General features: G+C 39.6%; 11 protein-coding genes. 3 read left to right on the plus strand and 8 right to left on the minus strand.

Translation table 11 applies throughout. The features are described 5' to 3' along the window. Positions 1-214: 214 nt before the first annotated feature. From mmsB to chvE, 3 genes are read right to left on the minus strand one after another with little or no spacing between them, the layout of a single operon-like run. Entirely contained in the window at positions 215-1,420 is a 1,206-nt protein-coding gene (mmsB, locus tag ESP02_RS02845; RefSeq protein WP_002374439.1) for a multiple monosaccharide ABC transporter permease, read from the minus strand. Between the two features lies 1 nt (position 1,421). Next, positions 1,422-2,948: a multiple monosaccharide ABC transporter ATP-binding protein gene (gene mmsA, locus ESP02_RS02850; RefSeq protein ID WP_038398856.1), complete on the minus strand. Its 1,527-nt coding sequence runs from the start codon at positions 2,946-2,948 to the stop codon at positions 1,422-1,424. 53 nt (positions 2,949-3,001) lie between these two features. Next, positions 3,002-4,090, minus strand: coding sequence for a multiple monosaccharide ABC transporter substrate-binding protein (gene chvE / locus ESP02_RS02855; RefSeq protein ID WP_002306852.1), 1,089 nt, complete (start codon positions 4,088-4,090; stop codon positions 3,002-3,004). 219 nt (positions 4,091-4,309) lie between these two features. Here chvE and ESP02_RS02860 point away from each other — a divergent pair, with 219 nt between their 5' ends. The 3 genes from ESP02_RS02860 to ESP02_RS02870 are packed head-to-tail and all read left to right on the plus strand — an operon-like array spanning position 4,310 to position 8,349. Beyond that, positions 4,310-5,326: an ABC transporter substrate-binding protein gene (locus tag ESP02_RS02860; protein ID WP_025478492.1), complete on the plus strand. Its 1,017-nt coding sequence runs from the start codon at positions 4,310-4,312 to the stop codon at positions 5,324-5,326. 13 nt (positions 5,327-5,339) lie between these two features. Further along, positions 5,340-6,791, plus strand: a complete 1,452-nt coding sequence (locus ESP02_RS02865) for a sensor histidine kinase (RefSeq protein ID WP_002374432.1) — start codon at positions 5,340-5,342, stop codon at positions 6,789-6,791. Then, entirely contained in the window at positions 6,784-8,349 is a 1,566-nt protein-coding gene (locus ESP02_RS02870; RefSeq protein ID WP_002374429.1) for a response regulator, read from the plus strand. Before ESP02_RS02865 ends, ESP02_RS02870 begins: the two co-directional genes overlap by 8 nt. Before the next feature lie 141 nt (positions 8,350-8,490). Here ESP02_RS02870 and ESP02_RS02875 read toward each other — a convergent pair whose 3' ends face one another. From ESP02_RS02875 to purM, 5 genes are all read right to left on the minus strand, one after another. After that, a complete protein-coding gene (locus ESP02_RS02875; RefSeq protein ID WP_002374427.1) occupies positions 8,491-9,405 on the minus strand; it encodes an aldo/keto reductase family oxidoreductase in 915 nt (304 codons plus the stop codon). A 122-nt stretch (positions 9,406-9,527) separates the two neighbouring features. After that, positions 9,528-10,802 (minus strand): phosphoribosylamine--glycine ligase, encoded by a 1,275-nt coding sequence (gene purD, locus ESP02_RS02880; protein WP_002374423.1) that lies wholly within the window; start codon positions 10,800-10,802, stop codon positions 9,528-9,530. Positions 10,803-10,817: 15 nt separating this feature from the next. Next, positions 10,818-12,353: a bifunctional phosphoribosylaminoimidazolecarboxamide formyltransferase/IMP cyclohydrolase gene (gene purH / locus ESP02_RS02885; RefSeq protein WP_002374421.1), complete on the minus strand. Its 1,536-nt coding sequence runs from the start codon at positions 12,351-12,353 to the stop codon at positions 10,818-10,820. Next, positions 12,350-12,928 (minus strand): phosphoribosylglycinamide formyltransferase, encoded by a 579-nt coding sequence (purN, locus tag ESP02_RS02890; protein WP_002374419.1) that lies wholly within the window; start codon positions 12,926-12,928, stop codon positions 12,350-12,352. Before purN ends, purH begins: the two co-directional genes overlap by 4 nt. Next, positions 12,925-13,977, minus strand: coding sequence for a phosphoribosylformylglycinamidine cyclo-ligase (purM, locus tag ESP02_RS02895; protein WP_002374417.1), 1,053 nt, complete (start codon positions 13,975-13,977; stop codon positions 12,925-12,927). The genes purN and purM overlap by 4 nt, the downstream gene beginning before the upstream one ends. Between the last annotated feature and the right edge of the window lie 14 nt (positions 13,978-13,991).

Below are 13,991 nucleotides of genomic sequence, written 5' to 3' on the forward strand. Positions count from 1 at the left end.
TTATTAATTTAATCAAGGCTTTTTTTAGCGCCCTATGTAATTTAACTCAATTAAGCGAAAAAATCAAGAGCAAAAAGAGAATTTATACGAATGGTAAAAAAACACACATTATTTTTAGTCTAAACAAACGAAACAATGAATGTTCGCTTTTAGCGAAAAAAAGACTGTGACAAACGTTTTGTCACAGTCTTTTTTCTGAATAAACGGTGTTCTCCTACGTTGTCCGTTTTTTCTTGTTATACAAGTCTAATACAACGGCTAAAAGCAAGATCAACCCTTTGATCGCCTGCTGCCAATCTACCCCGACGCCTAAAATCGACATGCCATTGTTCAATACACCCATGACCAAGCCACCGACAATCGCACCCATAATCGTTCCGATGCCGCCGGATGTTGAAGCACCGCCAAAATATACTGCCGCCATCGCATCTAGTTCCATCGAAGTACCCGCTTGAGGTGTCGCCGCATTTAACCGAGCAGCTAAAACTAATCCAGCTAAAGCTGCCATAACTCCCATGTTGACGAAAACCCAGAACGTGATCCGCTTTGTTTTGATTCCTGATAGTTCAGCCGCTTTTCGATTTCCGCCCGTCGCGTAAATCTGGCGACCTGCTACTGTTTTATTTGTCAAAAACCCATATGCTGCGACGATCAAACCGAGAATGATCAAAATAATCGGATATCCTTGATAAGAGGCAAAGATATAGGTTATCCCTAGTACAACGACTGCTGTAAATACCGCTTTTACCAAGAAAGTTGCTGGAGATTCCACTTCAAATAAATGATTTTTCCGACGATTTCTTGTTCGCCATTGTCCAACAACTAACACGACTGTGATGATCATTCCTAAAATCAATGTCAAGAAGTGAAGGCTGCTTCCTTCGCTTAAGTCTGGTAAATAACCCGTAGACATTTTTTGGAAAACAGCTGGAAAAGGTGCTAGAGATTGACCGCCTAGAACAACTTGTGTCAGTCCACGAAACATCAGCAATCCTGCTAAAGTCACGATAAACGCTGGTATCCCAGCATAAGCTACCCAAAACCCTTGCCATGCGCCGATCAGTCCGCCTACTGCAAGACATGCGATGACTGTCACCCACGGGTTCATTTGGCGATTGACCATCATCATGCCCGCAATTGCACCAACAAACGCCATCACTGACCCTACCGACAAATCCACATGACCTAAGAGCACAACTAATAACATCCCTGCAGCTAGTACTAATATATGACTATTTTGCAAAACAAGGTTAGTTATATTCAATGGACGCCAGAAAATACCATCCGTCATCAATTGAAACGCAATAAGTAGTCCCGCTAAAATAATCACCATGCTGTAGCGACCAAAAAGATCAGCTGCTCTACTTTTCAAATTTAGTTTTTTCTCTTTTTTATCCGTAAGATTTTTTGCTTGTTCCAACTTAACCCACCTCTTCTTTCGTCATTAATTTCATCAAGACTTCCTGATCTGCATCTTCTCGCGAGACTTCTCCTGTAATACGTCCTTCGTTCATCGTATAGATTCGATCACACATTCCTAAGATTTCAGGAAGTTCAGAAGAGATAAGACAGACAGCTTTGCCATTTGCTGCCATTTCTTCGATAATCGTGTAGATCTCATATTTTGCCCCAACATCTATCCCACGGGTTGGCTCATCTAAAAAAAGAATATCGGGTTGTGTCATCAGCCACTTAGATAAAACGACTTTTTGTTGATTCCCACCACTAAGACTACTGACAATTTGATGGATGGAGTTTGTTTTTATACGCATCTTTTTCCGGAAATTTTCTGCCTCAGTTACTTCTTTTTCTTTATCTAATACTCCTTTTTGACTTATTTTATCCAAACTGCTCAGCGTCACGTTTTCCCGAATATCCATCAGCAGATTCAGTCCTAAAGATTTTCGGTCCTCCGAGACATAAGCGAGTCCGTTTGCAATGGCTGAAGGAACGGTCTTAACTGATATCTCTGCCCCTTCCTTTAATATACGTCCGGATATCTTGCTTCCATAAGAATGTCCAAATAGACTCATAGCGAATTCAGTTCTGCCTGCTCCCATCAGCCCAGCTATTCCTACAATCTCTCCTTTTTTCAAATGCAAGTAGATATGGTCGTTTATGATTCGCTCATGATCAAGAGGGTGATAGACCGTCCAGTCTTCTACTTTAAAATAAACTTCTCCAATATCCGGTTTTCTTTCAGGATAACGATCAACTAAATCTCTGCCCACCATCCCACGAATAATATGCTCTTCGCTGATCATTTCATTTTCTAGCGTCTCAATCGTCTGTCCATCCCGTAAAATGGTGATTCGATCTGCGATATCCACGATTTCATTCAGCTTATGTGAAATAATGATGGAGGTTACACCTTGCTCTTTCAACTCTCGGATCAATCTCAGCAAATTCGCGCTTTCTTCTTCATTCAATGCAGCGGTAGGCTCATCCAAAATCAACAGACGGACGGATTTTGATAATGCTTTAGCTATTTCAACTAGTTGCTGTTGCCCTACGCCAATCTGAGATACTAGAAGATTCGGGTCGATAGACAAACCGACTTTATTCAGCAATTCATACGTTTTCTTTTCTGTCAGTTCCCAATCAATCACGCCTCTTTCTGCTTGTTCATTTCCGAGAAAAATATTCTCTTTTATTGAAAGATAAGGACTTAGTGCTAATTCTTGATGAATGATGACGATGCCTTTTTCTTCACTATCTTTCAAATCTTTGAATTGACACAGCTTTCCATCATAAAAGATTTCCCCGTCATAGGAGCCATATGGATACAAGCCGCTCAAGACATTCATCAATGTTGATTTTCCCGCTCCGTTTTCTCCGCACAATGCATGGATTTCCCCACGTTCAATCATCAGATTCACGCAATCTAACGCTCGGATTCCAGAAAATTTTTTGGTGATATCTGCCATTTTTAAAATACAATCCGCCATAATTCTTATCCTCTCTCTGACTTAGATCTCTTTAGTTCCTTGTTTGGTTCCTCTTAATTTTTCAGATCGGATTCTTTATAATAATCGGTGTCGATCAGCTCAGCTTGATAATTATCTTTATCGACAGATACTGTATTTGCTAAATACGTAGGAACAGTCTTCACCCCATTATCATAAGTTTCAGTATCATTGACCGGAACCTCTTCTCCATCACTGATTGCTTTGATCATTTCAATCGTATTTTTTGCTAAGATACGTGTGTCTTTAAAGATCGTTTGTGTTTGTTCCCCGGCAATGATCGATTTGACGCCAGCAACTGTCGCATCTTGTCCAGTAATCACAGGTAAAGGTTTACTTTCACTCCCATACCCCACGCCTTTTAATGACGAAATGATTCCTAAACTTATTGGATCATATGGCGACAAAACAGCATCCAGTGTTTGGTCAGTATAATTTGCGCTTAACAGATTATCCATCCTTGCTTGCGCCGTAGAACCATCCCAGCGAAGCGTAGCGATTTGACTGAAACTCGTCTGTCCAGATGGCACGACCAACTGACCGTTGTCCATATATGGTTGTAAAACAGACATCACTCCGTTGTAATTAATTAGTGCATTGTTGTCGTCAGGCGAGCCACCAAATAATTCAATCGTGAATGGTCCTTTTCCTTCTTTCAATCCTAAGTGCTCTTCAATATAAGCTGCTTGCGATACACCTACTCCAAAATTATCAAAAGTCGCGTAATAATCGACATTTTCTGAATTCATCAGTAAACGATCATAGGCGATCACCTTGATATCTGCTTCTTTTGCTTTAGCTAACACATCAGTTAAAGCCGAACCATCGATAGAAGCAATCACAAGTGTATCTACCCCTTTTGTAATCATATTTTCGATTTGTGCTACTTGATTTTCTACTTTATCTTCTCCATATTGAAGATCTGTTTTATAACCCAGTTTTTCTAATTCCGAGACCATGTTGTTCCCATCAGCGATCCATCTTTCTGCTGATTTGGTCGGCATAGCGATTCCTACATACCCCGTACTATCATCTGCAGATCCTGAATTGCCACACGCACTTAATAGAATGCTTGCGGTCAAAATAGCGATACTCCCAAGAATCTTTCTAAATTTGTTTTTCATTTTTTATCCCCCATTCCAATTGATACACCGAGTATAGCTAATAAAGAAAGCGTTAACATTGATTTTTTTATGGGATTTACTTTAAATTTTTTAGGTGTACTTTTTTTGTCTTGGATTTTTTTAAGTTTCTTGGATTTTTTTCGATTGATTCCTTTTGACTTTGATTTTCCCTTTTATCTGATAAGATAGTACTAACAAATTCAGATGGAGTGATTTAAAGTGAAACGTGTTTTATTTTTTTTAACCCTTATTGTAATCGCTTACCAAACGATGGGGTGTACACCTAATACAAAGGAAGCACCTGACCCACTAGTCGTTGGTTTTTCGCAATCAGGAACGGAGAGTAGCTGGCGGAAAAAGCATACTGAATCAATTATCACTGCGCTTGAAAAAGAAGATTACCAAGTTCTCTACCGAAATGGTTACATGAATCAGGAACGGCAAATCCAAGATATACGGACGTTCATTGCCTATAAAGTGGATATGATCATTTTTACTCCTTTGCAAGAATCCGGGTGGGACTCTGTATTAAAAGAAGCAAAGCGAGCAGGGATCCCTGTCATACTTGTCGACAGACATATTCAAACGAATGATCCCGAGCTTTTCGTCACCCACATCGGTCCCAGTTTCAAAGCAGAAGGAAATCGGGCGGGTTTATTTGTCAGCAATCACTTCACAAATTCAAAGAAACAGGAAATCAGAATCCTAGAACTTGCTGGTTCAGAGAACTCCACACCGACCAAGCTACGCTCCGAAGGATTTTTGGAATCAATCAATCGTAAACCAACCCTAAAAAAAGATGGAACCATCGACCATAAACCTCCAATGACTATTGTTCACCGAATTGTCGGTGATTTTATTCGGATGAAAGGAAAAGACCAGATGAAACGATATTTAGAAACAAATGATTTATCCGAAATCGATGTATTATACAGCCATAGTGATGAAATGACTCACGGTGCTTTAGCTGCGATAAAAGAAACATCAATCAAACCTGGAGAAGATTTGATCATTGTAACGATTGATGGACAAGAAGATATGATCGAGAAGCTACGCTCAGGAATCGTCAATTGCGTAGTCGAGTGTAAACCTGATGTCGGCTGGTATGTAGCCAATACCGTTACTCGTTATTTTGGAAATCTTCAAACAGGAAAAACATTACCTAAAGATATTTTTATTTCCGAGACTGTCTTTTCCCAACAGAATATAGCTAACATCCCAACCAGAAATTATTGACTGGAGAAGTATCATGACAAAAAATTTAAGCATAAAACAGATTTTTGCCCAAGCAAACAAAGCCATGCTTCTATTTGCTGTTATCCCTTTGCTACTGAGCATACTGTTATATTCGCAGCAGCTTTTGATTTATCAACAAACGATCGCAAATATCCAAAAAGCAGATGCAATTGCTTTGAAGGTTGATCAAAAAGTTTTGGAAAGTATGTGGGACTTGATTTCTGGCCAAGTAACCGTAGATGAGTTCAATGAGGAAAATATCCTAGAAGAACTTAGGAATGATATTCGAGAGATCAAAAATAATACAAATACACTTAAAGAAATTAGTACGTTAGATGTATCGTTACGTACGATCGATACATTGGAAGATTATCAAACTGAGCTCATTCATCATATCTTGGCAGAAGATTTTATGGATACCAATGAGCAGATCATCAATCAGGTAGATTCTGTCACTCAACTACTGTCAGATATTTTACAGGATTTTGTTCGTGTGGAAATCGACTTAGCAAGTCAAAAAAATACGACGCTTGTCCGCTCGCTCATTTTATTAACGATAGTCGAATTGGGGGTTCTTAGTACTATTTTTTTCTATGCGAAAAAGAATCGTCGCTTTTTAGAACAAAAGGTCCAAGAGCCAATCAATCAGCTGATCACAATGTCCGAACAGCTTTCTTCAGGAAATCTTGGATTTCGTTTAAACATGCCAGAAACACAAGAACTACAGACACTTACCGCTAGTATGAACAAAATGGCGGAAGATCTAAACCAGTCTTTACGGGAGAATGCTTTGAAACAATACCATTTAGCACAAAGTGAAGTTCGTGTATTGCAAGCTCAGATCACTCCCCATTTTATTTATAACAGTTTGGATGCCATCATTTCTTTGATCGAACAAGACTGCTTTGAAGAAGCTCTGACTATGACCCATGCACTTTCCGGCTTTTTTCGTACGTCTTTAAGCAAAGGACAAGACTGGATTCCTCTTGAAAAAGAAATCAGCCATATCAATGATTATCTGGTCATTTTAAAAATAAGATATGGACATATGCTTGACTATAAGATCGATATACCAGAAACACTTTTTCCTGTTTCTATTTTAAAGATGATCTTGCAGCCATTGATTGAAAATGCTGTGTACCATGGAACAAAGTACGTTCGTCACAAAGGATTTATCCGTATTACTGCATGCAAAATCGACGAAATGATCCAATTCAAAGTCATAGACAACGGGATTGGCATTCCTGCAGAAAAACTAGCAGAAATACGTAAAGAGTTAGCCAAAGGGATCGATTCAGATTTCAGTATCGGCTACGGGCTTTACAACGTAAACAAGCGTCTCCTTCTCTATTATGGAAATAATCAAAAACCTATCACGATTGACAGCAAATACCGAGAAGGGACAACTGTCACATTGACGATTCCTATATCTCCCAAAACAATTGGAGGAAACAAACATGTATAAAGTTTTTATCATCGAAGACGAATACCTCATTCGCAATAACTTGCGGGAACAAATAACTGCCCTTGGTTCTTATTATCCAATCACTTATGTCGGGGAAGCTGGAGATGGCGAGATGGCACTGTCTTCGATTATCGACTTACAGCCCGATATCATTCTGACTGATATCCAAATGCCATTCATGGACGGTTTAACTTTTTCAAAAGAAGCAAGGAAACTGCTTCCTTGGACTCGCCTCATATTTATTAGCGGATTCGACGATTTCGATTATATGAAAGGGGCAATCCAAGTACAGGCAGATGATTATCTACTTAAACCAATTAAAAGCAACGAATTGAAACAAGCAATAGAAAAAGCAGTGACTGCTTTAGACTTGCAGCAAAAGGAAACGCCCCCTTCTTCTGATCTTGTTTTCGAATTGAAAAAAAATCATTTCTTGAACGGTTTGTTCAAAGGCTCACTTACGATTAGTGAAACATTGAAACTTGCTGAATCTTTCAATCGCTCTTTAGCAGGGAAAAAAATGACCGTATTATTAGCAGCAAACCAAGTCAGTACAGACTTTGAAGATTACGCTCATCTCAGTGATTATTTGAAGTTTTTATTTAGGGAGAATCAACAAGTGATTTTTTCTGCTGTTTCCTCTCGATTCATTAAATTTTTAATAGTTGATCCTCTTGAAGAAAATGTGATCGAGACCAGTTATCAGGTAGCCCAAACGTTGGTCCATGAATTAGAAAAGGGACAAAAAAATAATTTTTCTGTCGCCATCGGTCCTGTCGCAGAAAGAATCAGCGAATTACCTGCATCTTTTGAGATCACGCAGATGATACTTGAAACCGCCAGTTCCCTTAAAGATCAAATTATCAGCTATGAGGATTTGATTAAAGAAGCGAAACTTCCAGTTGATTCTGTCTTTTACTTTGATCTCTCACTTGATTTGTCTTCATTATCGAAAAACGAAGTATCTAAGTACATCGAACACTTGACGAAACCACAAGGCACACCAACTCGAACACGATTATATCGTTTATTTGTCTTGACTAAGCTACTCCAGCATGTCCGCCTGAAAGAAAAGGAAATCCCGCAAGAAATGGTTCATTGCACATCCACCAGTCAACACTTAGCAATCAGCGCCGACGACTCGCTTTACCGTTCGACTGTTTATATGTTCATTTCTTTCTTAACTGCTCTGCCCTCACAGCCTTCAAGGAACAAATATCAGCCAATTTTGAACCATGCATTGGATTTTATCAAAGAAAATTTTACCGATCCAGATATGTCCTTAACTTGGGTCGCTCAACAAGTTGCATTAAGCCCCTCTCATTTCAGTACGATTTTTTCTCAATCGTTTAACCAAACATTCATCGATTATCTGACAGAACAAAGAATCGAATTAGCAAAAAAATTATTACAGCAATCAGACTATCGTATCTCAGATATTGCTTTTGAGATTGGTTATAATGACCCTAACTATTTCAGTTATTTATTTAAGAAAAAACAAGGGATTTCCCCAAAAGAATATCGGACACAGCTTTTCCTTGAAAACAAAAATAAATAATAAATAATAAATAAAATCCGTATAGTGATACTCTTTCCCGTTGGCCATTAAAAAAAGACGGAATATCTCGAAGCTGAAAATAGCTTTCAAGATATTCCGCCTTTTTAATTGATCGCACCGTTCACCTACTTATGACAACTTTTAAGGTAAAATGTTTCCAGCAGCACGGTACAATTCGTACCAATCTTCCCGAGACATATTAATTTCTGATGCTTGAGCGATTTCCTTGATTCGCCCTACGTTCATCGTACCGGCGATTACTTGCATATTGGCTGGATGGCGCAAAATCCAAGCAGAAGCCAAGCCAGTTGGTGTCGTTTGATATTTAGCTGCTAGTTCTTCTAATGTTTGGTTTAATTCAGGGAATTTTTCGTTCCCGATAAATACACCTTCAAAAAATCCATACTGGTATGGCGACCACGCTTGAATCGTCATATCATGCAAACGGGAATAATCAAGTACACTACCATCATGGTCGATACTTGCTTCATCTGTCATATTGACATGAATCCCTTGATCGATCATTCCAGTATGTTTCAAGCCAAATTGCAGCTGATTAGCTACTAATGGTTGACGAACATATTTTTTCAGCAATTCGATTTGCATTGGTTTTTGATTGCTGACACCAAAATAACGGACTTTACCTGATCGTTCCAATTCATCAAACGCTTCAGCTACCTCTTCTGGTTCCACCAATGTATCTGGACGATGAAGAAGTAAAGCATCCACATAATCCATTTTCAGACGGGTCAAACTTTTTTCCACAGATTCAATGATATGTTTTTTAGAAAAATCAAACATCACACCTGGAACGATTCCACATTTTGTTTGAATAAAAAGATCTTCTCGTTTGATTGATGTTTTTGCTAGAGCATCTGCAAAGATTTCTTCACATTCACCGTTTCCATAAATATCTGCATGGTCAAAAAAATCAATGCCGTTTTCATAAGCTGTCTCAATCACTTTTACTGGATCTTCCGCATTGTTGATACGCATACAGCCTAAGATTACTGCAGCTACTTTCTGATCAGAAGTACCTAATTGAACTTTTTTCATCTGAACTCCTCCTTATTTATATACACAACAAAAGTGTACCACACTCTTTATGAAAAGGCTTCACTAAAATCGGCACTTCCGACTATATTTGTTGTATTTTATTATAAATGGAAGCAGCTGATTTACTTCACGACCAGTTCGCTATTGGCAGCTTTTTCTCCAATATCTGTACGATAAAATGTTCCATCTGTCGTTTTATCCATTAACGCGGTGTAGATTTTTTCCTGTGCTTCTTTGATCGTCTCACCGTATGCTTCTACTAGATAAAGGCGTCCTCCTGTTCCAACTAGTTTGCCGTTATTTGAGGAAACTCCAGCATAGTAAACAGAAAGCTCTTCTTCCAGAAAATCTGGTAGAACCATTCCTGTCTCATATTCTTCGGGGTAACCGGTAGCTGCCACCACAACGCCTACATTGTATCCTTCTTGCTGCCACTTTAACTCTACTGCACGATTTTCTAATAAATCATCGATTACTTGCGCAAAGTCACTCTTCAACCGAGAAAGAACGACTTGCGTTTCAGGATCACCGAAACGTGCATTGAATTCGATCACTTTTGGTCCTTCCTTCGTAGCAATCAAACCCGCATATAAAACACCCGTGAAAGAGCGTCCTAGTTCTTTCATTCCCAAAGCCGCTGGTTTTAAAACTTCTTCCACAGCTTTTTCAATCATCTTTTTTGGAATTTGCGGTACTGGTGAATAAGCACCCATTCCGCCTGTATTTGGCCCTTTATCGTTATCAAATGCCCGCTTATGATCTTGCGAAATGACCATAGGATACACCTTGGTATCACGGACAAACGCCAAAAGGGAGAATTCTTCTCCTGCCAAAAACTCTTCTACGACGATTTTTTTGCTGCTGTCGCCAAATCGATGCTGGTTCAACATTTGTTCTGCCGCATCCAGCGCTTCCTTCACTGTTGTAGCCACGACTACACCTTTTCCAGCTGCTAAGCCATCCGCTTTCACTACGATTGGCGCACCGTTTTCTTTGATATACGCTGCTGCTTTTTCGTAACATTCAAAACTTCTGGATTTAGCTGTCGGGATTTGATAAGTATCCATCAATTGTTTAGCAAAACTTTTCGAACCTTCGATCAGAGCTGCTGCTTTTGTCGGACCGAAGATTTTCAATCCTTCTGCCATAAAATCATCGACGATCCCATTTAATAAAGGAACTTCAGGACCAACGATACTCCAATCAATAGCCTCATTCTTAACAAAATGAATTAATGCTGAATGATCTTGTTCACTGATAGCGATACAATTGATGCCATCCTTTGCCATCCCAGGATTTCCTGGCGCACAATACACAGTATCCACCTTCGGACTGTCTAAAAGTTTTTTACTTATTGCATGTTCACGACCACCTGCACCGATCACCAAAATGTTCATTTATCCGACTCCTCTCTAATGTCTAAAATGCCGAACATCAGTAAAGACCATTGCTAGATCGTATTTATTCGCCATATCAATAGAATCTTGGTCTTTGATACTTCCGCCTGGCTGAATGATTGCTTTTATACCATGTTTGGCTGCATATTCAACCGAATCATCCATTGGAAAATAAGCATCGCTAGCTAAAATTGCACCTTCCATTTTCTCTTGCGCTTGTTCAATCGCAATTTTTACTGAACCGACTCGATTCATCTGCCCGGCTCCGATTCCTACTGTCTGACGTTCGTTTGCCAGCACGATCGCATTAGATTTCACATGTTTGACAGCTTTCCAAGCAAACGCCAATGCTTTTGCTTCTGCTGGAGTTGGCTTACGTTTTGTCACGACTTTCCACTCTTCTTCGTTTTCCATTGCCAGATCTTGATCTTGTACAAGAAGTCCACCTAAGACTGAGACCGTTTCTTCTCGATTTTGATTTTCTTCTTGCGCAAAGTCTACTGTCAGTAATCGGATATTTTTCTTTTTTTGCAGTAATTCCAAAGCTTCTTTTGTATAAGAAGGAGCAATGATGATTTCTAGAAACAGCTTATGCATCTGTTCTGCTGTTGGCAGATCTACTTCTCGATTCAAAACGATGATCCCACCAAAGATTGAAACAGGATCTGCTTCATACGCTGCTTCCCACGCTTCTAAAATCGTAGATGCTGTCCCAATACCACAAGGATTCATGTGTTTCAAGGCGACTACCGTTGGCTCGTCATATTCCTTCATGATCCGTAACGCAGCATCTGCATCTCGGATATTATTATAAGAAAGTTCTTTCCCATGGAGTTGTTTTGCTGCTGCGATCGAATATTTTTCCAGAAGAGCGGACTGATAAAAGGCAGCGGCTTGATGGCTATTTTCACCGTAACGAAGCGTTTGTTTTCGTTCATACGTAAGTGTCAATTTTTCCGGTTCTTTTTCTTCCACCCAATCCGTTAAGTATTGAGCGATCAATGCATCATATGCAGCAGTATGACGAAAGACTTTTGCCGCTAGTTTTTGTCTGAAAGAAAATGAAGTATGCCCATACTGACGTAATTCTGAAAGTACTTCTTCATAGTCAGATGGATCAACAACAGCGGTGACAAATTCATGGTTTTTTGCTGCACTACGGAGCATACTAGGACCACCGATATCAATGTTTTCAATAGCTTCTGCTATTTCGACATCTGGTTTCATAATCGTTTCTTTGAAAGGATATAAATTAACACAAACAAAGTCGATTGGTTGGATATTTCCCGTTTCCATTGCCTCCATATGGCTAGGGAGATCGCGTCTTCCTAAAAGACCACCATGGATTTTAGGATGAAGTGTTTTGACACGGCCATCCATCATTTCAGGAAACCCTGTCACTTCTTCGATCGAAAGCGTTTTGATCCCAGCTTGATCCAACGTATGCTTTGTTCCTCCTGTTGAAATGATTTCTACTCCTTGTTCAATCAAACCTTGGGCAAATGCTACAATCCCAGTTTTATCTGATACACTGATCAATGCTCTTGTCATTTCAGATAGCCTCCATTTTCAATAATTTCACTAATCACTTCTGGATAGATTCGATGCTCTACTCTATGGATTTTTTCTTCTAAAGAATCGAACGTGTCCTCCTGTTCGATCCTCACTTTTTCCTGCCGGATGATTGGTCCAGTATCTACACCTTGGTCGATATAATGAATGGTGACACCCGTTTCTTTTACTCCAGCTTCAAATGCATCACGAATGCCATGCAAACCAGGGAATGCAGGTAAAAGAGATGGATGGATATTGATGATTCTTTTATCATAATTTTCCAGCAATACTGGTCCAATGATTCGCATGTATCCAGCTAATACAATCAAATCGATCTTTTTTTCTTTCAATTTATGCAAAATCGCTTCTTCATACTCTTTTTTGGAGTCAAATTCTTTAGGTGAAAAACAATCTGTCGGTACATTCAATGCGACTGCACGTTTCAAAACATATGCTGCAGGCTGATCACAAAACAACCAGTCAATCGAAGCTTCCAATCCTTTTTTCGATAGATAATCGGCTAGCGCTTGAAAGTTGCTTCCGTTTCCAGAAGCAAAAACAGCGATTCTCATCGTTCTTCTCCTGTAAACACCACACGATGTTTTTCTTTGGCGATCACTTTTCCGATTTCATAAACTTTTTCGCCAGCTTGCTCAATCTCGTGTACTATTTCTTTTACTTTTGCTTCCTCGACTGCTAAGACCATCCCAATGCCCATATTGAATATTTCATACATCTCCATCATAGGAATCTCACCATATTTTTGTAAACAGCCGAAGATCGGAAGAATCGGCCATGTGCCAAGTTTGATTTCAGCAGCCATAGATTCTGGTAACATTCGCGGGATATTTTCTACAAACCCTCCACCAGTGATATGTGCAGCTCCTTTGATTTTCTTTTCTTTGATCAGAGGAAGCAAGGCAGAAACATAGATTTTCGTTGGTTCAAGTAATACTTCTCCAAGTGTTTTTTTCAATTCTGGCAGTTTTGATGATAAAGAAAACTGCTGCTGATCAAAGAAAATTTTGCGAACAAGAGAGTACCCATTTGAATGGATTCCGCTAGATGCTATTCCAAGCAACACGTCTCCTGGATTGATTGTTTCTCCTGTCAGTAATTGAGATTTTTCAGCTATCCCTACAGCAAATCCGGCTAGATCATAATCATTTCCTGAGTACATACCGGGCATTTCAGCTGTCTCTCCGCCGATCAGTGCCATATTTCCTTGAACACACCCATCCGCTACACCTTTTACTACATTTTCTAAACGTGTCGGATCATTTTTCCCCGTTGCTAAGTAGTCTAAGAAATACAACGGCTCTGCGCCTTGTGCTAAGATATCATTGACACACATCGCTACGCAGTCGATTCCAATCGTGTCGTGTTGGTCTGCTTCGATTGCCACTGCTAATTTCGTCCCTACACCATCGGTCCCCGAAACAAGGACTGGCTCTTTTAATTGAAAGACCGATAAATCGAAACAGCCGCCGAATCCTCCTATAGCGCCCATCACACCTAATCGTTCCGTTTTTTTGACATGCTTCTTGATCCGTTCTACTACTTCATATCCAGCTTCGACATCTACGCCAGCTTTTGCGTATGCATTTGCCATTGGCTTCATATGCTCCCTTCTTG

Origin of the sequence: Enterococcus sp. NBRC 3427 (assembly GCF_007996925.1) — a bacterium.
In the GTDB taxonomy this organism is placed as follows: Bacteria; Bacillota; Bacilli; order Lactobacillales; family Enterococcaceae; genus Enterococcus_B; species Enterococcus_B lactis.